The sequence below is a fragment of the Mycobacterium sp. Aquia_216 genome, from assembly GCF_026723865.1.
Classification (GTDB): Bacteria; Actinomycetota; Actinomycetes; order Mycobacteriales; family Mycobacteriaceae; genus Mycobacterium.
Genome location: NZ_CP113529.1, coordinates 1527131 through 1545950, shown reverse-complemented (window position 1 = coordinate 1545950; position 18820 = coordinate 1527131). Strand labels below are relative to the sequence as shown.

The window sequence follows — 18820 nt, the reverse complement described above, 5'->3', positions numbered from 1 at the left end:
GTCCGCCGCGAGCCTGAGCGAGGTGCGGACAACACCCGTCCCGGCACTTTCGCCGAATTACGGCACGCCGGATGAGCTCTCCGGCGTAGGTCGGGCGCGGGCGTGGGCCCGGCGCACGGCTTCATCGACAATGTGCTGGGCCACATCGGCCAATTTGCGGTGCTGAGATTGGCTCATCGCCCGCAGCTGTCTGAACGCATCCTCGGCGCTGCGCCCGGTACGTCCGCGGATGAGGCCGATCGCTTGATCGATCACCGGGCGGGTGGACAACGCCGTCTGCAACTGGGCAGTCAGAGCAAGCGCGTCCGCGAGAATCTGCGCGTTGTGCACCGCGACAGCCGCTGGTTTGGCAAACAACTCGCCTAATTCAGCGGCATGCTGATCGAAAACGTCTTTGCCGTGGGCATATACGTTGATCGCACCGACCACCCGATCTGGCAGTACCAGCGGCAGCGACAGTGCGCTGTGCACCCCCATCCTGCCCACTCGCGGACCGAACCGCGGCCACATCTTCTCCCCGCCCAGCGACCCGGAGCGCACCGTGCGCCGCTCCAGCGCGGCGGTGATGCAGGGGCCCTCATTGAGGGTCACATACTGGATTTCGTCAATTTCGGCGACAAAGGGAGCGCTGGCCGCCAACGCCGCGACCATGTTGTCTACCCGGTCGACATTCAGCAACGTCACCCCGGCACCGTCGGCACCCGGTATCGCGCGCACAGCGAACGCCGCCACCTCCGCCAGCAACTCGGGCAAGCGTCGATGATTGGCGACCAGACCCGCGAGATTGTCGATAGCCGTCCGCAAATCGGCGTCGTCGGCACTGAGTTGCGCCGGTGTTCGCGATCGCAGCGGAGGGCTATCAGCATGCTCGGTGAACTCCACCATTGCCGGTACCTACCTCATGATCCGCTGGCGTCCGGCGGCACCGGCGACCAGCCACATACCCGGGGCGTTGCCCGCCACGAGATAACTCCCATCCTAGGGCGCAGCCGGCCGGCCGGAGGCGAGGTCGGCTGGTCGCTTTCCCACGTTCGGCACTCCGCCCGAACACGGTGTAGCGTGAGAGTCGCTGAGAATCTCAGCTGGTCCGGGACGGGTTTCAGCCGCACGCTGCTAAACCCAAGGAGCGCAGCTCCGAGGCCCTGACATTTAGGTGATCGTCCGCACCACTGGATCACCATGTCCGACAAATCGTTTCACTCGTCCGCTCCGCCGGGCGATGCCATCTTCTCGACACCTTTCGCCAAGCGGCGCAACAGTCAATTGGTGCATTGGGACGCTCATTGGATGGGGTCGTCGGTGATCATCGTCAGCGCCCGCGGCCACATCGACATTACGAACGCGCATACCCTGACCGGGTATCCACTCGCCCACCTAATGCGTTGCCGCGGACTGATCCTCGATCTGGCCCGTTTGGAATTCTTTGGTGCCGCGGGCTTCTCGGCGCTGCACAGAATCTCGGTGCGCTGCGCGGGCGCTGGAGTCGACTGGGGGTTGGTTCCGGGTGCCGCGGTATCCAAGTACATGTACCGCGGGCTCGGCCGCCGCTGCGTCGCCGAGGCGCTTTTCCTCAGGCGTGCGCAGTGTTGACTCAGAAATCATTGGGCTGGCGGTGCCACTCGTTGAAGACAAATCCGCCGGCTGAATGTAATCCCGCAACAAGAAACGCCGAATCAGGATAAATTAGTCAGAAGTGTCTGATATCCGGCGGACCATCGGTTACTTCGCCGGAAGTTGAATAACGCGATTTCGGATATGCCGAAACCCCTGAGGTTGACCGACAGAGGTGTCCGCGACGAAGCGAGACAAACCCAATCAGCCCCAGGGGTTTACGTGCATCGCTAGACGGCGGTCACTCCCACCGCCTGAGGACCTTTAGCCCCCTGGGTGATCTCGAACTCGACTCGTTGATTCTCCTCAAGCGAGCGGAAACCGCTCGATTGGATCTCAGAATAGTGGACGAACACGTCCTTTGCCCCGCCGTCAGGGGCGATAAAGCCAAAGCCCTTTTCGCCATTGAACCATTTCACGGTTCCCTGTGTCATACTAAATTTCTCTCTTCTTCAAGTGGATGCAATTCAGATACATCCCTCGTTTACTATAACACATCAAGAAAAGTGCATTGCCAAGCAAGATTCCCCGCGACCTTCAGGGCTGCAACAGCCTATTTGGGACATCGATACCGGCAGCTAGCCGATCAGCACCGCGTACCGCGGCTTGATCACCTCGTCGATGACCGCCAACCGCTCGTCGAACGGAATGAACGCCGACTTCATCGCATTGATGGTGAACCGCTCGAGATCACTCCACCCGTAGCCGAAAGCCTCTACCAATCGGTGCATTTCGAGGCTCATCGTGGTGTCACTCATCAGCCGGTTGTCGGTGTTGACGGTCACCCGGAACCGCGCCCTGGCCAGCAGATCGAACGGGTGGTCGGCAATGCTTTTGACCGCGCCGGTCTGCACATTCGAACTCGGGCATAACTCCAGCGGAATTCGCTTGTCGCGCAGAATCGATGCCAGCCTGCCCAACTCCACGCGGCCCCCCTCGACGATCTCGATGTCGTCGACGATTCGCACCCCATGGCCAAGCCGGTCGGCACTGCAGAACGCGATCGCCTCGTGAATGGACGGCAAGCCGAATGCCTCACCGGCATGAATAGTGAAGCGCGCATTGTGATCTCGCATGTACTCGAATGCGTCCAGGTGTCGCGTCGGCGGGTATCCGGCCTCGGCACCGGCGATGTCGAATCCGACGACGCCCTTGTCCCGGAACCGGATTGCCAGCTCGGCGATCTCTCGGGACATCGCGGCGTGGCGCATCGCGGTAACCAACAGGCGCACGATGATCGGGCGTCCGGCCGCGGCGGCGGCCTTCTCGCCGGCGGCAAAACCCTCCAGCACGGCGTCGACGATCTCGTCGAAGGACAATCCGCGGTCGATGTGCAGTTCGGGCGCAAAGCGGATCTCGGCGTACACCACCGAATCCGCGGCCAGGTCTTCCACGCACTCGTAGCCGACGCGGTACAACGCGTCGGGCGTCTGCATCACCGCCACAGTGTGCGAGAACGGCTCGAGGTAGCGCTCCAGCGAACCGCTGTGCGAACGGGTACGAAACCAGGTCGCCAGCTCGTCGGCGTCGGTGGCGGGCAGTTCGTCGTAACCGATCTGGCCGGCGATGTCCAGCACGGTCGACGGGCGCAACCCCCCGTCGAGGTGGTCGTGCAGCAAGGCCTTCGGCGCCTGCCGGATCTGCCGCAACTCCAACGGAGCGGTCACTGGGTAATCCGATCGATAATCAGCGGCCGCGACGCCGGTGCCGTGTCGCCGACACTCCAGCCGCCGTCCAGCTCGGCCATCGCGGCGCCGAAGCGTTCGGGAGTGTCGGTGTAGAGGGTGAACAGCGGTTCACCGGCCGCGACCGGCTGGCCCGGGCGCCGGTGGATCCGGACGCCGGCGCCGAATTGCACCTGCCCACCCGGGCGGGAACGACCCGCGCCGAGTCGCCAAGCTGCCAGCCCCACTGCCATAGCGTCGATAGTTCCCATTGTGCCGCTGCGCGCGGCAATCACGGTCTCCGAATGCGAACCGATTGGCAACGGTACCGACAAGTCGCCACCCTGCGCGGCCACCAGCCGGCGGAATCGGTCCATCGCGCTGCCGTCGCGCAGCGTCTGGCCAGGGTCGCGGCCGTCGATCCCGGCCAGTTCGAGCATCTCGGCGGCCAGCCGAATCGTCAGCTCAACGACATCGAGCGGTCCGCCGCCGGCCAGCACCTCGAGCGCCTCGGCAACCTCGAGCGCGTTGCCCACCGTCGCGCCCAGCGGGCAGTTCATGTCCGTCAGCACGGCGCGCGTGGGAACGCCGTGCGCGGCGCCCAACGCGACCATGGTGTGGGCCAATTCGCGGCACTGCGCCTCGGATTCCATCAGCGCCCCGTCACCGACCTTGACGTCAAGCACCAACGCGCCGATGCCCTCGGCCAGCTTTTTGCTCATGATCGAACTGGCGATCAACGGCAACGAGTCGACCGTCGCGGTGATGTCGCGCAGCGCATAGAGCTTCTTGTCGGCGGGTGCCAGCTCGCCGGCCCCGAAGATCGCCGCACCAACGTCGAACAGTTGTTGGCGCACTTGCTGATTGGAGATTTCCGCGGTGAAGCCCGCGATGGATTCCAGCTTGTCCAGCGTGCCGCCGGTATGGCCCAGCCCGCGGCCGGAGACCTTGGGTACCGCGCCACCACAGGCGGCGACCACCGGCACCAACACCAGCGTGGTCTTGTCGCCGACCCCGCCGGTCGAATGCTTGTCCACGGTGGCCAACGATTTCCCGCCCACGCGCAGCTCGCTGAAATCCAAGCGGTCGCCCGATGCCACCATCGCCGCCGTCCACCTGGCGATCTCGCCGTGGTCCATGCCGCGCCAAAAGATCGCCATCAGCAACGCCGCCATCTGTTCGTCGGCAACGCGGCCATCGGTGTAGGCGTCGATGACCCAGTCGATCGCGGCATCGGACAACCGGGCCCCGTCGCGCTTGGTCCTGATCACCGTCGGGGCGTCGAATGCGAAGTCGGTCAAGGACGTTCCCGGGCCAGATCGTCGCCATCGAACGGATCGGGCAGCAGCTGCTCGAGGCGACGGGGCCCGGCCGGATGCGCGATCAGCATCTCTCGTCCGCCGTGCTCCAGCAGCACTTGCCGGCAACGTCCGCATGGCATCAGCAACGCTCCTTGTGAGTCAACGCACACCAGGGCAATCAGCCGGCCGCCACCGGTCGCATGCAGGGCAGACACCACTCCGCATTCGGCACAGAGACCTAGGCCATATGAGACATTTTCCACATTGCAGCCGGTCACCACGCGGCCGTCGTCGACCAACGAGGCCGCACCCACCGGGAATTGCGAATACGGGGCATAAGCCCCCGCCGCTGCCTGTATTGCTTTGTCCCGCAGTAGATCCCAATCAATATCAGGCATTCCGCACCCCAATCACCGATCGGTCCACTCGAGAAAAGCCAACCCTAACCCTGGCAAGAAAACACCGTTCGCGAACGACGTTGGTTGGTTCCGGTCGCATCGTTACCGAGCTAAGCTCGATTGCCCGACTTTAGTCACGTTATTAGCGGTTTTGAAGACGGTGAGGACCGGTTTGAGCACTGAGACGACGGAGTCGTCACGCAAGCGGCGGCCGCCCCGCACGCTGTATCGGGGAGACCCGGGCATGTGGTCGTGGGTGCTGCACCGCATCACCGGCGCGACGATCTTCTTCTTCCTGTTCGTGCACGTCCTGGATACCGCCCTGGTCCGGGTGAGCCCGCAGACGTACAACGAAGTGATCCAGACCTACAAGACGCCGATCGTGGGCCTGATGGAGTTCGGCTTGGTCGCCGCGGTGCTTTTCCACGCACTCAACGGGATCCGCATCATCTTGATCGACTTCTGGTCGGAAGGTCCCCGCCACCAGAAGACGATGCTGTGGGTCATCGCCGCCATCTACCTGTTGGTCATGGTGCCGGCCGCAGTGACCATCGGCATTCACATGATGGAGCACTTCCGATGAGCAGCCCCGATCTTCAGCTCGGCCGCGGCGAGGTGGCCCCGGTCGTGCAGCGCAGCCACGATCGCCCGCCCAGCTTGGACAATCCGCGCTCACCGCGGCGGCGCGCCGGCATCCCGAACTTCGAGAAATTCGCGTGGCTGTTCATGCGGTTTTCCGGCATCGCGCTGGTGTTCCTGGCGATCGGGCACTTGTTCATCATGCTGATGTGGGAAAACGGCGTGTACCGCATCGACTTCAACTATGTGGCGCAGCGCTGGGCGTCGCCGTTTTGGCAATTCTGGGACCTGGCCTTGTTGTGGCTGGCGCAATTGCACGGCGGTAACGGCCTGCGCACCATCATCGACGACTACAGCCGCAAGGACAGCACCCGGTTTTGGCTGAACAGCCTGCTGCTGTTGTCGATCGGGTTCACGTTGGTGCTGGGTACCTACGTGTTGATGACGTTCGACGCCAATGTTGGAGGTTGACCGTGATCCAGGAACACCGATACGACGTGGTGATCGTCGGCGCGGGCGGCGCCGGAATGCGCGCCGCCGTCGAGGCCGGCCCCCGCGCGCGCACCGCGGTGCTGACCAAGCTCTACCCCACCCGTAGCCACACCGGCGCCGCCCAGGGCGGCATGTGCGCCGCGCTGGCCAACGTCGAGGACGACAACTGGGAATGGCACACCTTCGACACCGTCAAGGGCGGTGACTATCTCGCGGATCAGGACGCCGTGGAGATCATGTGCAAGGAAGCCATCGACGCGGTGCTCGACCTGGAGAAGATGGGGATGCCGTTCAACCGCACCCCCGAGGGCCGCATCGACCAGCGCCGGTTCGGCGGTCACACCCGCGATCACGGCAAGGCCCCGGTGCGCCGCGCCTGCTACGCCGCGGACCGCACCGGTCACATGATCCTGCAGACGCTGTACCAGAACTGCGTCAAGCACGACGTGCAGTTCTTCAACGAGTTCTACGCCCTGGACCTGGTGCTCACCCAGACGCCGAGCGGCCCGGTGGCCACCGGCGTGGTCGCCTACGAGCTGGCCACCGGACGCATCCACGTCTTCCACGCCAAGGCCATCGTGCTCGCGACCGGTGGTTCGGGCCGCATGTACAAGACCACCTCCAATGCGCACACGTTGACCGGCGACGGCATCGGCATCGTGTTCCGCAAGGGACTTCCGTTGGAAGACATGGAGTTTCACCAGTTCCATCCGACCGGCCTGGCCGGGCTGGGCATCTTGATCTCCGAGGCGGTGCGCGGCGAGGGCGGCCGGCTGCTCAACGGCGAGGGCGAGCGTTTCATGGAGCGCTACGCGCCGACGATCGTCGACCTGGCTCCCCGCGACATCGTGGCCCGCTCGATGGTGCTGGAGGTTCTGGAGGGCCGCGGCGCCGGGCCGCACAAGGACTACGTCTACATCGACGTCCGCCACCTCGGTGAGGACGTGCTGGAGTCCAAGCTGCCCGACATCACCGAGTTCGCCCGCACCTACCTGGGCGTGGACCCGGTCAAGGAGCTGGTGCCGGTCTACCCCACCTGTCATTACGTGATGGGCGGCATCCCCACCACGGTCACCGGGCAGGTGTTGCGGGACAACACTTCTACCGTCCCCGGCCTGTACGCGGCCGGTGAGTGTGCCTGCGTGTCCGTGCACGGCGCCAACCGGCTGGGCACCAACTCACTGCTGGACATCAATGTCTTCGGCCGCCGCGCCGGTATCGCCGCGGCCAGTTATGCCCAGGGCCACGACTTCGTGGACATGCCCCCGCAACCGGAGGCGATGGTGGTCGGCTGGGTGGCCGACATCCTCTCCGAGCACGGCAACGAACGCGTCGCCGACATCCGCGGTGCGCTGCAGCAGACGATGGACAACAACGCCGCGGTGTTCCGCACCGAGGAAACACTCAAGCAGGCGCTCACCGACATCCACGCGCTCAAAGAGCGTTACTCCCGAATCACGGTGCACGACAAGGGGAAACGGTTCAACAGCGACCTGCTGGAAGCTATCGAACTGGGCTTCCTGCTGGAGCTGGCCGAAGTCACCGTCGTCGGCGCGCTGAACCGCAAGGAGTCCCGCGGCGGGCATGCCCGCGAGGATTACCCGAACCGCGACGACGTCAACTACATGCGCCACACGATGGCGTACAAGCAGGGCAGCGAGCTGTTGAGTGACATCGCGCTCGACTTCAAACCCGTCGTGCAGACGCGCTACGAACCCAAGGAGCGAAAGTACTGATGTCTGTCGAAGCACCGGACGCACCAGAAGCCCTATCCGGGGAACCGCCCCTGCCCCAGGTCCCGGACGGCGCGGTCATGGTGACGCTGAAGATCGCCCGCTTCAACCCGGACGACCCCGACGCATTCGCGAAAACTGGTGGCTGGCAAAGCTTTCGGGTTCCCTGCTTGCCCAGCGACCGGTTGCTCAACCTGCTGATCTATATCAAGGGCTACCTGGACGGCACGCTCACCTTCCGGCGCTCCTGCGCCCACGGCGTGTGCGGGTCGGACGCGATGCGGATCAACGGGGTGAACCGGCTGGCCTGCAAGGTGCTGATGCGCGACCTGCTGCCTCAAAAAAAGAAGGGGCAGACGGGCAAGGCGCTGACCATCACGGTCGAGCCGATCCGCGGGCTACCCGTGGAAAAGGACCTGGTGGTCGACATGGAACCGTTCTTCGATGCCTACCGCGCGGTGAAGCCGTACCTGATCACCACCGGCAACCCGCCGACCCGGGAGCGAATCCAAAGCCCGACCGACCGCGCCCGTTACGACGACACCACCAAATGCATCCTGTGCGCGTGCTGCACCACCAGCTGCCCGGTGTTCTGGAGTGAGGGCACCTACTTCGGCCCCGCCGCGATCGTCAACGCGCACCGATTCATCTTCGACAGCCGCGACGAGGCCGCCGGTGAGCGCCTCGACATCCTCAACGAGGTCGACGGCGTCTGGCGCTGCCGCACCACGTTCAACTGCACGGAGTCCTGCCCCCGTGGCATTCAGGTCACGAAGGCGATCCAGGAGGTCAAGCGCGCGCTGATGTTCTCACGCTGAGAGCACCGGCCTTGCACGCGGCGACCACGTCCTCGACCACGGTCAGCCAGGACTGTTCATCCACGCAGAGCTGGCTGGCGGTGAGCACCAGGCGATCGGGATGTCCCGGCAACAAGGAGGCCGCGAACAACCTGCCGGTGTGCATGTCGAAGCTGGCCAGCTGCCGCGCGACGATGTCGTCGACGGAGCCGCCGGGGGGTTCGACGCCCCAGGCCCAGCCGCCGCCCGGACGAGTCATCCAGATGTTGCGCCTCGACTCGAACACCGTGCCGAGGTCGGGGTGGGCGGTGAAGACAGCGTCCACCGCGGCGCGGATGCGCGGCTGGTCCAGTCGCGATTCGGCGACCAGCACCTCCGTGTGGGTGGCGGGCTCGATGTCTTCCAGTCGGGGCGGCTCGTCGAAATAGCAGTAGGTCATCGCCACAGCCTCGGCGGCGATCCTTGTCGGATTCTTGGAAGATCTTTGGTCACACTTCGCACAGCTGTGTCGTCTGATGGGTATGACACAGAAAACACGCATCGAGCCCCTAGCACCCAAGAACGCCGGCCCGCTGACCCGCGCCATGTACCGGTACGCCAAGCGCCGCTACGGCCAGGTTCCCGAACCGTTCGCGGTGGCCGCACACCATCGCCGGCTGATGATCGCCGGCGCCGTGCACGAGACGATGATCGACCGGGCCTCGCGCACGCTGCCGGTCAGCGTGCGTGAGCTGGCCGTGTTCTGGACCGCACGCGCGATCGGCTGCTCGTGGTGCGTCGACTTCGGAGCCATGCTGCAGCGCTTGGACGGCCTGGACATCAAGCGGCTCAAGGAGATCGACGACTACGCCACCTCGACGGCCTTCACCGGCGATGAGCGCGCCGCGATCGCGTATGCCGACGCGATGACCACCGATCCGCACACCGTCACCGACGAGCAGGTCGCCGACCTGCGGGCGCGGTTCGGCGATGCCGGGGTGATCGAGCTGACCTATCAGATCGGGGTGGAGAACATGCGGGCCCGTATGAACTCCGCGCTGGGTATCACCGAGCAGGGCTTCAATTCCGGTGACAGCTGCCGAATTCCGTGGGCGACCGCCTAGCGGCGCTAAGGTGGCTTATGCGTGTCTGGGAGCTGGGGCCGGGTCGGCTGATGGTGTCCGGCGCGTTCTCCGACCTCGCCGTCCACCATCACGCCGCGGTTCAGATCACCGTCGGCGCGCGTGGCCCGTTGGCGATCACCCGCGACGGCGACGCGCATGACATGTGCCGGGTGGTCGTGGTCGGCAGCGGGGCACGCCACGCGGTGCGCTCGGCCACGACATCCGAGCCGTTGACGCTGTACTTCGGGCTGCAGACACCGCAGGGCGCCGCACTGAACGCCAGGCCACGCCACGGTGTCTGGCTCGTCGACGATGCACAGGACCTGGCCGAGACGGCGGCCGCGCTGCTGGACGCCGACGGCCCGGACACCGCTGCGGATTTCCTCGTCGAGCGGCTCGCCGGGACACAAGACGCGCGGGGATCGGTCCACCCGCAGTTGCGGCAGGCGATCGAAGTCGTGTCCAGCCGGGTACCGGACCACATCGACGTCGCGTCGGTCGCCGGTGCCGTCGCGTTGTCGCCCGACTACCTCGGGCGACTGTGCAAACAGCAGACCGGTGTCTCGTTCTCGGCCACGATCCGCTGGGAGCGGCTGGTGACCGCGGTGGGCCATCTCGTCGATGGCCGCTCCGTCACCGATGCCGCACACCTGGCCGGGTTCGCCGACGGCTCGCACGCCAACCGGGTGTGCTGGGAGATGACCGGGCTGACGCCACGGGATTTCGCCCGCGCGGTTCGCGACTCGATCTGACGGATCCATACAAGCGCACCCCGGCACGGGCGGGCCACGCTTGTTGGCATGCCTGTGATGTCAGACTTCGAACGTGCCTTCTGCTGTGGCGCCCTGTGGCGTTCCAGCAGTACGGCGATCGCCCGTGAACTTCGCGCTCAACGACTGGGCCGCGACGTTCTCGAAATTGGTTCGGGCAGCGGATCCGTTGCCCGGCAAGTACTTTCGTCGTCCCCTGAGCTTTGTTGGGTGGCAATGGACCTCGATCCGCAGATGACACGGGCCGCCGCCGGCCGGCTGCGTGAATTCCCCAACGCGTCGACGCAAACCGGTGACGCCACCGTCATGCCCTTTCTCGACGAGTCGTTCGACTCGGTTGTCAGCTGCCTGATGCTGCACCACATCATCGACTGGGAACGCGCGCTCGCCGAGGTGGCGCGCGTGTTGCGTCCGGGCGGGACCTTCGTGGGTTACGACCTGGTGCGAACCCCGCTGGCCAGCGTTTTCCACCGGATGGACGGCTCGCCGCACCGGCTGATCACGCCGACCGAATTCCAGGCCGAGTGCGCACGACACGGGCTAGCGGTCACCCTGAGCCCGCGGCTGCTCGGCCACGTCATGCGTTTCTCTGCACACAAGAACAGTAAGGAAATCTGATGACACCGTTGAGTATTCGCGCCAAAGCCGCAGTGGTCCGTGGCCTTTTCGCGTTGCCGAAGCCCGCCCGCAGGTTGATAGCCGGCGCTCCGCTGCGAATCGATGGGCAGGAACTGGATCTCGACGCCCAGCTCGCAATCAGGCTCAAGAATGGCTCGGGCTCCGATGTTTTCGATGGGGCGGTGGAAGTGGCCAGGGCGCAGTACGATGCACTGCCGGAGCTGATCGGGTACCGATCGCCTATTCCAATTTCATTGCAGGAGATCGTCATTCCCGCCGAGCACGCTGACATCCCGGCCACCCTCTACGCTCCCGAGGGTGTGCCCGCACCGTCGGGCCTGCTGGTGTATTTCCACGGCGGTGGTTTCTCGGTCGGTTCACGACGAAGCCACGACCCGGTCGCCCGCTACCTGGCCCACCACGCCGCGGCGCGGGTGCTGTCGGTCGAGTACCGGCGCGCGCCCGAGCACCGGTTCCCCGCCGCCGTCGACGACGCGATCGCCGCCTTCGAGTACGCGCATGGCCACGCCGCCGATCTGGGTGCGGATCCCGACCGCATCGCGGTCGGGGGCGACAGCGCCGGCGGCAATGTCGCGGCCGCGACCGCGCAACAAGCGGTGCGACGCGGCGGCGCCGTCCCGGCGTTTCAGCTGCTGATGTATCTGCCAACGGATCTCGGCACACGCCGCCCGTCGCGGGACCTGTTCGCGCGGGGCTCGACCTTCACCGACCAGAACTATCGTTGGGCGTTATCCAATTACGTGCCGACGGGAAGCGACCTGACCGATCCGCGACTCTCACCGTTGCACGGCGACGTCACCGGCCTACCGCCCGCGTACATCGCAAGCGCCGGTTTCGACCCGGTTCGCGACGACGCCGTGGCCTACGCGGACAAACTGCGCGCCGGCGGAATCCCGGTGGCACTCAGCCGCCAGCCCGACCTGCCGCACGGGTACCTCAACTTCGTCGGCCTGGGCGGCCGGTTCGCCGAAGCGGCCAGCGAGGCCGCGGGAGCACTGCGACTGGGCCTGGCCGCGATCCGCGGCACAACGCCAGCCGAGCGTCAGGCGATGGTCTCCTCGTGAATCAACAACGGGGTGGGGTCGAGGCGGGCGACCTGAAAGTAACGGGCCCGCATGGGTTGTCCGGCTCCGCGCAGGTTCAGAATCTGAAAGCCGCGGTGGTACCAACCCCCATCCTGGCCGAGCTGAAGGTCGGGCTGCTTGAGTGGCACCGGATACCGCGTCGCGTACGGCCGATCGCTGATGTTGACCGACATCGCCGCGTGACCGCAGCAGCGCCCCTTGGGCAGGCTCCGCAACGTGGGCGCATCGGTGGCCAGGTGTGGGGGCCAGTCCCGCGGCAGATAGTCGTCAGCGAAGATCCCCAAGTTGTGCTCGTGACCCCAAAACCAGGCAGCCGCACGCAGGCCCAGAATGGGGCCGAGCTGGCACCACAGATCAGTGTCGACCCAGATTCGGTTGAGGTCGGCAGGGTCGGCGTGGATCCCGCCGTCGGGCGCCGTCACCTGCCGCTGCGCCTTTCCGATCTCCCATCGGGCCGTATACAGCTGATGATGCGAGAGCAGCACCGATCGGCCGGGGAAAGACGTCGCGTGCCGGATGTGCCAGGCCGCTTCGTCATCGCGCAGTCGCACCATCTCTACGGGGGGCGTCGGCAGCGCGACGGCAGGCGACGAGGGATCGAGCGGGACGTCGGCCCGGCGGCGGTGCAACACCGCGAGTGCCGCCTTTTGCGCCGCCACCGGCATGCTGATCGTGTGGCCGAAGAACCCGGTGTCCATCCCTAGGAACTGCCACCCGTCGTCCGCCGAACGCAGCGCAAAGTAGCTGGCGAGCTGGCGCTGGTCCGCGGTCACGCACAACGCTCCGCCGTCCAGGCAGGCCAGGTATGCGTGCCCGCCCGTGAAGTACTCGTGGTTGCCCGGCACACCGAACACCGGTGCGCGGTGGCCTGTCGCAGCGAACACCGACTCGAACAGCCCGATGAAGCGATGGTCGAACTCGAAATTGGTTCCCGCGTAGTAGACGTCCCCGAGGTGCAGAATCGCGTCCGGCTTGAACGACAGTGCGGCTACCAGCGTCGCGGCGGCCAGATCAGTACCGGTGCCGACATCGCCGACGAGGGCGATCGTCGCGTCGGCGGGAAGCCGCCAATCGATCACCCCGAAATGGGTGTCGCCGTTGCCGCCCTCGGGCGACTGCCAAGAGCGGTACGCGGGAGTGCCGCCCAGGTGATGGGGGTACTTCGCGTAGTACTCGAAGTACTTCTCTCCCAACCGATCCAACGCCGTGTCGTGGTGGGCAAGTGTTTTGAGCTGCCGACGAAGTTGGGATACCAGGACGGGATCGTCGTTCAGCCTCGCGTGTGCGATCCGCTGCTGGAGCTCGGACAGGTAGGCAGCGACACCCGAGTCGGGTTCGTCGGGCCGGGGCCGCCGGACCGGAAGGCCGGCTTCCAACGCCCGCAGATGCCGATCGACGCCCGCGAGGGTGGAGTTGGCGCCCCAATCGACATCGGCTGCGCGGCCGGCCGAACCGCCCAGCACCTCGGCGGCCACCGAACGCCACAGCGCCGCATGAAGATTCTCCGAGTAGACGACGGGTCGGATCGTGCAGGCCGGCTCAGCGGCTGTCGCGGTGTCATCCGGCACCTTGGCGAGTCTAAACATCTCAAGGCGGATTGACGGTTCGCCCTGATAGTTAAGGTTTATCCAGCTTTTCGTCGACGTCGCGCAAGGGAGAGCCGGTGAATTTGTCGGGGTTGGCGATATCCCATAGCGCGCAGACCTTTCCGTCGCGCACCGTCATGGCCGTGATCCGCGGCAACATCTCCCGATAGCCATCGCTGGCGGGGCAGCCGGGCGTGTACATGCCCAGTTCGCCGTTGACCAGCCCGAATTGATACGCGGTGTACATCGCCGGGCCGTAACGTTGCGCCAGACCGAGGATGAACCGGACCACTTTGTCCGCCCCATGGATGACGTTGATTGCCGTGGGCGCCTTGCCATTCGAATCGCCGGTGAACGTCACGTCCGGATGCAACAGGGACACCACGGTTTCCAGGTCGCCCTCGGCCATCGCGGCCAGCAGCCGGCCGACCACCTCGTTGTGCGACGGGTCGGGTTGCCCGGATATGGAGGGCGGCTGTGCGCTGACGGCCTTGCGGGCCCGTGACGCCAGCTGCCGGGCGGCGGGCTCGTTGGTGCCCAGCACCTGGGACACTTCCGAGAAGGGCATCGAGAACCCGTCGTGCAACACGAACGCGACCCGCTGATCCGGGGACAGCCGCTCCAGCACCACCATCGCCGCGAACCGAGCATCCTCGCGGGCCACCACGGCGGCCAGCGGATCGGTACCGTCGAAGCCGGTCACCACCGGTTCGGGCAGCCAGGTGCCGGTGTAGCTCTCCCGGCGCTGGGCGGCCGACCGCAACCGGTCCAGCCCGAGCCGGCTCACCACGGTGGTCAGCCAGGCGCGCAGGTCGGCGATCTCTGTTCCCTGTTCGGGGTCCTGTTTGTCCCAGCGCAGCCAGGCTTCCTGGACGATGTCCTCCGCGTCGGCCACGGTGCCCGTCACCCGGTAGGCGACCGCCATCAGATGTGGTCGCAGAGCTTCGAAATCGGTGACCCGCGTTGCGGTCATGGCCCGAGCTTATGCGCACCTGAACAAGTTCTGTGCGCGGATCAACAACCACGTGACCGGGGTTTGACCACACAGTGGTGGCAGACCACGACAAGTCGAGCACCGGGGGATCCATGCCAGGACGGTTGGAGGGCAAAGTCGCGTTCATCACCGGCGCCGCACGGGGGCAGGGCCGTGCGCACGCGGTGCGATTCGCGGAGGAGGGCGCGGACATCATTGCCGTCGACATTTGTCAGCAGATCGACACTGTCGCCTATCCGATGGGCTGCCCGGAGGATCTGGACGAGACGGTCAACCTGGTGGAGAAGACCGGGCGTCGTATCGTCGCCGAGCACGCCGACGTCCGTGACTTCACTCGTCTCGAGTCGGTCCTGGCTAACGCGGTGGCCGAGCTCGGTCGCCTTGACTTTGTCCTGGCGAACGCCGGCATGGGGCCGGGCATCGGCCTCGCCGAGCCAAAGGCGAATTCGTATGTCGATGCGATCGACGTCATGGTCAACGGCGTCTACTACACCATCGAAGCAGCCCTGCCCCATCTCCTCGAGCATGAAGACGGCGGGGCGATTGTCATCACCAGCTCGGTGGCGGGTCTCAAATCCCTCGGGCGCGATTTCGACACGCGCAACCCGGGTCTGGCCGGATACACCGCGGCCAAGCACGGGGTGATCGGGCTGATGCGCTACTACGCCACCACCCTGGCGGAGAAAATGATTCGAGTGAACTCCGTGCATCCGACCGGGGTCGCGACGCCGATGATTCAGAACGACATAATGGATGGGTTGCTGGCACGGCAGCCGGCGCTCGCGGCGGCGTTCACCAATCTGCTGCCCGTCTCGGTGATCGATCCCGAGGACGTCAGCGAGGCGATGGTCTACCTGTGCGGCAGGTCTGGGCGCTACATCACCGGCACGACGCTGTCAGTGGATGCCGGGATACTGCTCAAGTGAGCGCTGCCCCACGATTACGCTCACTGGCAGGATGACTGACAACCTTTGGCTGCACTTCGCCCGGCACGGCCCCGGGATCACACCGCCGATCATCACCCGTGGCGAGGGCGTCACCATCTACGACGACCGAGGCAAGAGCTACCTGGACGGGCTGTCCGGACTGTTCACCGTGCAGGTCGGCCACGGCCGCACCGAACTGGCGGAGGTCGCGGCGCGCCAAGCCGGCACGCTGGCATTCTTTCCGCTGTGGGGATATGCCACCCCGCCCGCGATCGAGCTCGCCGAGCGCCTGGCTCGCTACGCCCCGGGCGATCTGAACCGGGTCTTCTTCACGACCGGCGGCACCGAGGCCGTCGAGACCGCGTGGAAAGTGGCCAAGCAATACTTCAAGCTGACCGGCAAACCCGGTAAACACAAGGTGATTTCGCGCGCGGTCGCCTACCACGGCACCACCCAGGGCGCGCTCGCGATCACCGGCCTGCCCCGGTTCAAGGAGCCCTTCGAACCCGTGACGCCGGGCGGCTTCCGGGTACCCAACACGAACTTCTACCGCGCGCCCGAACCGTTCGGAGCCGGTCTGGAAACCGACGAAAAAGCCTTCGGGCAGTGGGCGGCCAACCGGATCGCCGAGGTGATCGAGTTCGAAGGGCCCTCGACCGTGGCGGCGGTATTCCTGGAGCCGGTGCAGAACGCCGGCGGCAGCATCCCTGCTCCCGCAGGCTATTTCGAGCGGGTCCGGGAGATCTGCGACGCCTACGACGTGCTGCTCGTCTCCGACGAAGTGATCTGCGCGTTCGGCCGGATCGGGTCGATGTTCGCCTGCGACGACGTCGGCTATGTGCCGGACATGATCACCTGCGCCAAGGGGATGACGTCGGGCTACTCGCCGATCGGCGCGATGATCGCCAGCGACAAGGTGTTCGAGCCGTTCGACGACGGCGCCACGATGTTCCCGCACGGGTATACCTTTGGCGGCCACCCGGTTTCGGCCGCCGTCGGGCTGGCCAACCTGGACATCTTCGAGCGTGAGGGTCTCAACGATCACGTCAAGACCCACGCCCCCGCCTTCCGCGCCACCCTGGAGAAGCTGTACGACCTGCCGATCGTCGGCGACGTCCGCGGGGAGGGGTTCTTCTACGGCGTCGAGCTGGTCAAGGACCAGGCGACCAAGCAGACCTTCACCGACACCGAACGCCGGTCACTGCTGAGCCACGTGTCGTCGGCCCTGTTCGAGGCGGGGTTGTACTGCCGCACCGACGACCGCGGCGATTCCGTCGTCCAGTTGGCGCCGCCGCTGATCAGCGGTCAGGCGGAGTTCGACACGATCGAATCGATCCTGCGCGGCGTGCTCAGCGAGGCGTACACGCGGCTCTAGCGGTCCCGGTGGCCATCACCAGCTGGCGGGCATGCGCCGCACTCGGGTTACTCACGAACCGCGACAGTGAGTTGCACAGCCACGCGAGCGCGGACCGCGCATCGGGATCTTGGGTGCCGTCGCGATGCATCTCCAGCTCGGCCAACACCTGTTCCAGTCCGGTGCGCCGTACCTGGGTCGACTTCTCCACCAGTTTGAGTAGCTGTTCCAGCGATCGCGGAGCGGTACCAGATTCACCATCGCGGTGGCGCCGCCACTTTGACCACAATCGCTCGTTTGAAATGGCAATCCTCAAGTCGGTGGACGTTGGCTCTCGCCAGCGTAGTGCGTCGGCCCGGCCGGCATGCGGACGAGAGTGTCACTTCCGCCCCAGCAGTCACAGCGCGGCTCCCGCGCATCGGGCCGCCAATCGCTTAGTCTGCACGACAATGAGCTTCTTACGTTCTGCATCCTGCCTGGCAGCGGCGATTTTCATGATCGCCGCCCCGGCCGCGCTGGGCGTGCCGGCCGCACTCGCGGAGCCGGGCCCCGGGCCCAATGCCGGGGCGCCAAACTGCCCGTACAAGGTGAACACCCCGGCCGCGGTGGACTCGTCGGAGGTGCCGCAAGCCGGCGATCCGCCGATGCCGCTGGCGGTGCCCCCGAAGCCGGTGGGCGGCGAGGCCCTGTCCAGCTGCGGCATCGTCGCGGCACCCGACACCCCGGCGTTGCCCACCGACGTCTCCGCCGAGGCCTGGCTGGTCGCGGATCTGGATAGCGGTGCGGTGATCGCCGCCAAGGATCCGCACGGCCGCCACCGCCCGGCCAGCATCATCAAAGTGCTGGTCGCGATGGCGGCCCTGAACGCATTGCCGCTCAACAAGTCGGTGACCGGAACGGCCGACGACGCGGCCGCCGAGGGCACCAAGGTCGGCGTCGACGAAGGCGGCGTCTACACCGTCAACCAACTGCTGCACGGGCTGCTGATGCACTCCGGCAACGACGCGGCGCACGCGCTGGCGATGCAGCTGGGCGGGATGCAGCAGGCGGTGGAGAAGATCAACGTCCTGGCCGCCAAGCTCGGCGGCCGCGACACCCGCGTGGCCACACCGTCGGGCCTGGACGGGCCCGGCATGAGCACCTCTGCCTACGACATCGGCCTGTTCTATCGATACGCCTGGCAGAACCCGACTTTCGCCGACATCGTCGCGACCCGGACGTTCGACTTCCCCGGCCACGGCGACCACCCGGGCTACGAGCTGGAAAACGACAACCAGCTGCTCTACAAATACCCGGGCGCCCTCGGCGGCAAGACCGGCTACACCGACGACGCCGGCCAGACCTTCGTGGGCGCGGCCAACCGCAATGGCCGACGGCTGGTGGCGGTGCTGATGCACGGCACCCGGCAGCCGATCGCACCCTGGGAGCAGGCGGCGCACCTGCTGGACTACGGCTTCGCCACCGCCCAGGGCACCCAGGTCGGCGCGCTGATCGAGCCCGACCCATCGCTGGCACCCAAGCAAGACAGCGCCGCCGACCGGCCCGGTGCCGGCGCCCAGGCCGCCGCATTGCTGCCGTCGGCCGACGCGTTGCCGGTGCGGGTGGGTGTGGGCGTCATCGGCACCATCGTGGTGTTCGCGTTGATCATGGTTGCGCGCTCGATGAACCGCCGGCCCCAACATCAGCACCGTTGACCGCCGAACCTCGCTGTGGCAGCGTCTCTCGGGTGACTGAAGCCCCATCCGAGGACTCCGGCCACCAGAAGCGGATCGCGTACGGCGACACCCT

20 protein-coding genes and 1 pseudogene are annotated in these 18820 nt (G+C 66.0%); 12 read left to right on the top strand and 9 right to left on the bottom strand.

What is annotated here, in order from left to right; genetic code table 11:
* Nucleotides 1-57: 57 nt before the first annotated feature.
* Nucleotides 58-885 (bottom strand): GAF and ANTAR domain-containing protein, encoded by an 828-nt coding sequence (locus tag OK015_RS07470; RefSeq protein ID WP_268130386.1) that lies wholly within the window; start codon nt 883-885, stop codon nt 58-60.
* A 294-nt stretch (nt 886-1179) separates the two neighbouring features.
* On the opposite strand from OK015_RS07470, the gene OK015_RS07465 reads away from it, so the two are divergent.
* A complete protein-coding gene (locus OK015_RS07465; protein ID WP_268130384.1) occupies nt 1180-1590 on the top strand; it encodes an STAS domain-containing protein in 411 nt (136 codons plus the stop codon).
* Between the two features lie 251 nt (nt 1591-1841).
* Here the strand turns inward: OK015_RS07465 and OK015_RS07460 are convergent, their stop codons facing one another.
* The 4 genes from OK015_RS07460 to OK015_RS07445 all read right to left on the bottom strand — a co-directional run bounded on the left by OK015_RS07460 (nt 1842) and on the right by OK015_RS07445 (nt 4974).
* Nucleotides 1842-2045 (bottom strand): cold-shock protein, encoded by a 204-nt coding sequence (locus OK015_RS07460; RefSeq protein ID WP_268130382.1) that lies wholly within the window; start codon nt 2043-2045, stop codon nt 1842-1844.
* Between the two features lie 144 nt (nt 2046-2189).
* A complete protein-coding gene (locus OK015_RS07455) occupies nt 2190-3278 on the bottom strand; it encodes an adenosine deaminase (RefSeq protein WP_268130380.1) in 1089 nt (362 codons plus the stop codon).
* Nucleotides 3275-4576 (bottom strand): thymidine phosphorylase, encoded by a 1302-nt coding sequence (locus OK015_RS07450; RefSeq protein ID WP_268130378.1) that lies wholly within the window; start codon nt 4574-4576, stop codon nt 3275-3277. Before OK015_RS07450 ends, OK015_RS07455 begins: the two co-directional genes overlap by 4 nt.
* Complete coding sequence (locus OK015_RS07445; RefSeq protein ID WP_268130376.1) at nt 4573-4974, bottom strand: cytidine deaminase; 402 nt, start codon at nt 4972-4974, stop codon at nt 4573-4575. The genes OK015_RS07450 and OK015_RS07445 overlap by 4 nt, the downstream gene beginning before the upstream one ends.
* Nucleotides 4975-5218: 244 nt before the next feature.
* Between OK015_RS07445 and sdhC the strand changes: the two genes are divergently transcribed.
* From sdhC to OK015_RS07425, 4 genes are read left to right on the top strand one after another with little or no spacing between them, the layout of a single operon-like run.
* On the top strand, nt 5219-5557 hold the full coding sequence (gene sdhC, locus OK015_RS07440; protein ID WP_268132512.1) for a succinate dehydrogenase, cytochrome b556 subunit: 339 nt from the start codon (nt 5219-5221) through the stop codon (nt 5555-5557).
* On the top strand, nt 5554-6024 hold the full coding sequence (locus tag OK015_RS07435; RefSeq protein WP_268130374.1) for a succinate dehydrogenase hydrophobic membrane anchor subunit: 471 nt from the start codon (nt 5554-5556) through the stop codon (nt 6022-6024). The genes sdhC and OK015_RS07435 overlap by 4 nt, the downstream gene beginning before the upstream one ends.
* A gap of 2 nt (nt 6025-6026) precedes the next feature.
* A complete protein-coding gene (sdhA, locus tag OK015_RS07430) occupies nt 6027-7781 on the top strand; it encodes a succinate dehydrogenase flavoprotein subunit (RefSeq protein WP_268132510.1) in 1755 nt (584 codons plus the stop codon).
* Nucleotides 7781-8596, top strand: coding sequence for a succinate dehydrogenase iron-sulfur subunit (locus OK015_RS07425; RefSeq protein WP_268130373.1), 816 nt, complete (start codon nt 7781-7783; stop codon nt 8594-8596). Before sdhA ends, OK015_RS07425 begins: the two co-directional genes overlap by 1 nt.
* Here OK015_RS07425 and OK015_RS07420 read toward each other — a convergent pair.
* Complete coding sequence (locus OK015_RS07420; protein ID WP_268130371.1) at nt 8568-9014, bottom strand: hypothetical protein; 447 nt, start codon at nt 9012-9014, stop codon at nt 8568-8570. The two genes, OK015_RS07425 and OK015_RS07420, sit on opposite strands and share 29 nt — an antisense overlap.
* A 70-nt stretch (nt 9015-9084) precedes the next feature.
* Between OK015_RS07420 and OK015_RS07415 the strand changes: the two are divergent.
* The 4 genes and pseudogenes from OK015_RS07415 to OK015_RS07400 all read left to right on the top strand — a co-directional run.
* Nucleotides 9085-9678: pseudogene (locus OK015_RS07415) on the top strand (carboxymuconolactone decarboxylase family protein); the annotation flags it as partial.
* Nucleotides 9679-9695: 17 nt separating this feature from the next.
* The gene (locus tag OK015_RS07410; protein ID WP_268130370.1) at nt 9696-10430 is read left to right on the top strand and encodes a helix-turn-helix transcriptional regulator; all 735 of its coding nucleotides are present in this window, start codon (nt 9696-9698) and stop codon (nt 10428-10430) included.
* A gap of 48 nt (nt 10431-10478) precedes the next feature.
* Nucleotides 10479-11066: a class I SAM-dependent methyltransferase gene (locus OK015_RS07405; protein WP_268130369.1), complete on the top strand. Its 588-nt coding sequence runs from the start codon at nt 10479-10481 to the stop codon at nt 11064-11066.
* Complete coding sequence (locus OK015_RS07400) at nt 11066-12151, top strand: alpha/beta hydrolase (protein WP_268130367.1); 1086 nt, start codon at nt 11066-11068, stop codon at nt 12149-12151. Before OK015_RS07405 ends, OK015_RS07400 begins: the two co-directional genes overlap by 1 nt.
* Here OK015_RS07400 and OK015_RS07395 read toward each other — a convergent pair.
* Both OK015_RS07395 and OK015_RS07390 read right to left on the bottom strand, forming a co-directional pair.
* The gene (locus tag OK015_RS07395; protein ID WP_268130365.1) at nt 12130-13740 is read right to left on the bottom strand and encodes a metallophosphoesterase family protein; all 1611 of its coding nucleotides are present in this window, start codon (nt 13738-13740) and stop codon (nt 12130-12132) included. The two genes, OK015_RS07400 and OK015_RS07395, sit on opposite strands and share 22 nt — an antisense overlap.
* A gap of 49 nt (nt 13741-13789) precedes the next feature.
* A complete protein-coding gene (locus OK015_RS07390) occupies nt 13790-14731 on the bottom strand; it encodes a sigma-70 family RNA polymerase sigma factor (protein WP_268130363.1) in 942 nt (313 codons plus the stop codon).
* Between the two features lie 113 nt (nt 14732-14844).
* Here OK015_RS07390 and OK015_RS07385 point away from each other — a divergent pair, with 113 nt between their 5' ends.
* Together OK015_RS07385 and OK015_RS07380 are read left to right on the top strand one after the other, a co-directional pair.
* Nucleotides 14845-15678, top strand: a complete 834-nt coding sequence (locus OK015_RS07385; protein WP_268130361.1) for a mycofactocin-coupled SDR family oxidoreductase — start codon at nt 14845-14847, stop codon at nt 15676-15678.
* Between the two features lie 31 nt (nt 15679-15709).
* Complete coding sequence (locus tag OK015_RS07380) at nt 15710-17053, top strand: aspartate aminotransferase family protein (protein WP_268130359.1); 1344 nt, start codon at nt 15710-15712, stop codon at nt 17051-17053.
* Here OK015_RS07380 and OK015_RS07375 read toward each other — a convergent pair.
* Nucleotides 17028-17243 carry a hypothetical protein gene (locus OK015_RS07375; RefSeq protein WP_268130357.1) on the bottom strand — a complete coding sequence of 72 codons (216 nt, stop codon included), beginning with the start codon at nt 17241-17243 and terminating at the stop codon, nt 17028-17030. The genes OK015_RS07380 and OK015_RS07375 overlap by 26 nt on opposite strands.
* A 238-nt stretch (nt 17244-17481) precedes the next feature.
* Between OK015_RS07375 and OK015_RS07370 the strand changes: the two genes are divergently transcribed.
* The gene (locus OK015_RS07370) at nt 17482-18726 is read left to right on the top strand and encodes a D-alanyl-D-alanine carboxypeptidase family protein (RefSeq protein WP_268130356.1); all 1245 of its coding nucleotides are present in this window, start codon (nt 17482-17484) and stop codon (nt 18724-18726) included.
* The last annotated feature ends 94 nt before the right edge of the window (nt 18727-18820 follow it).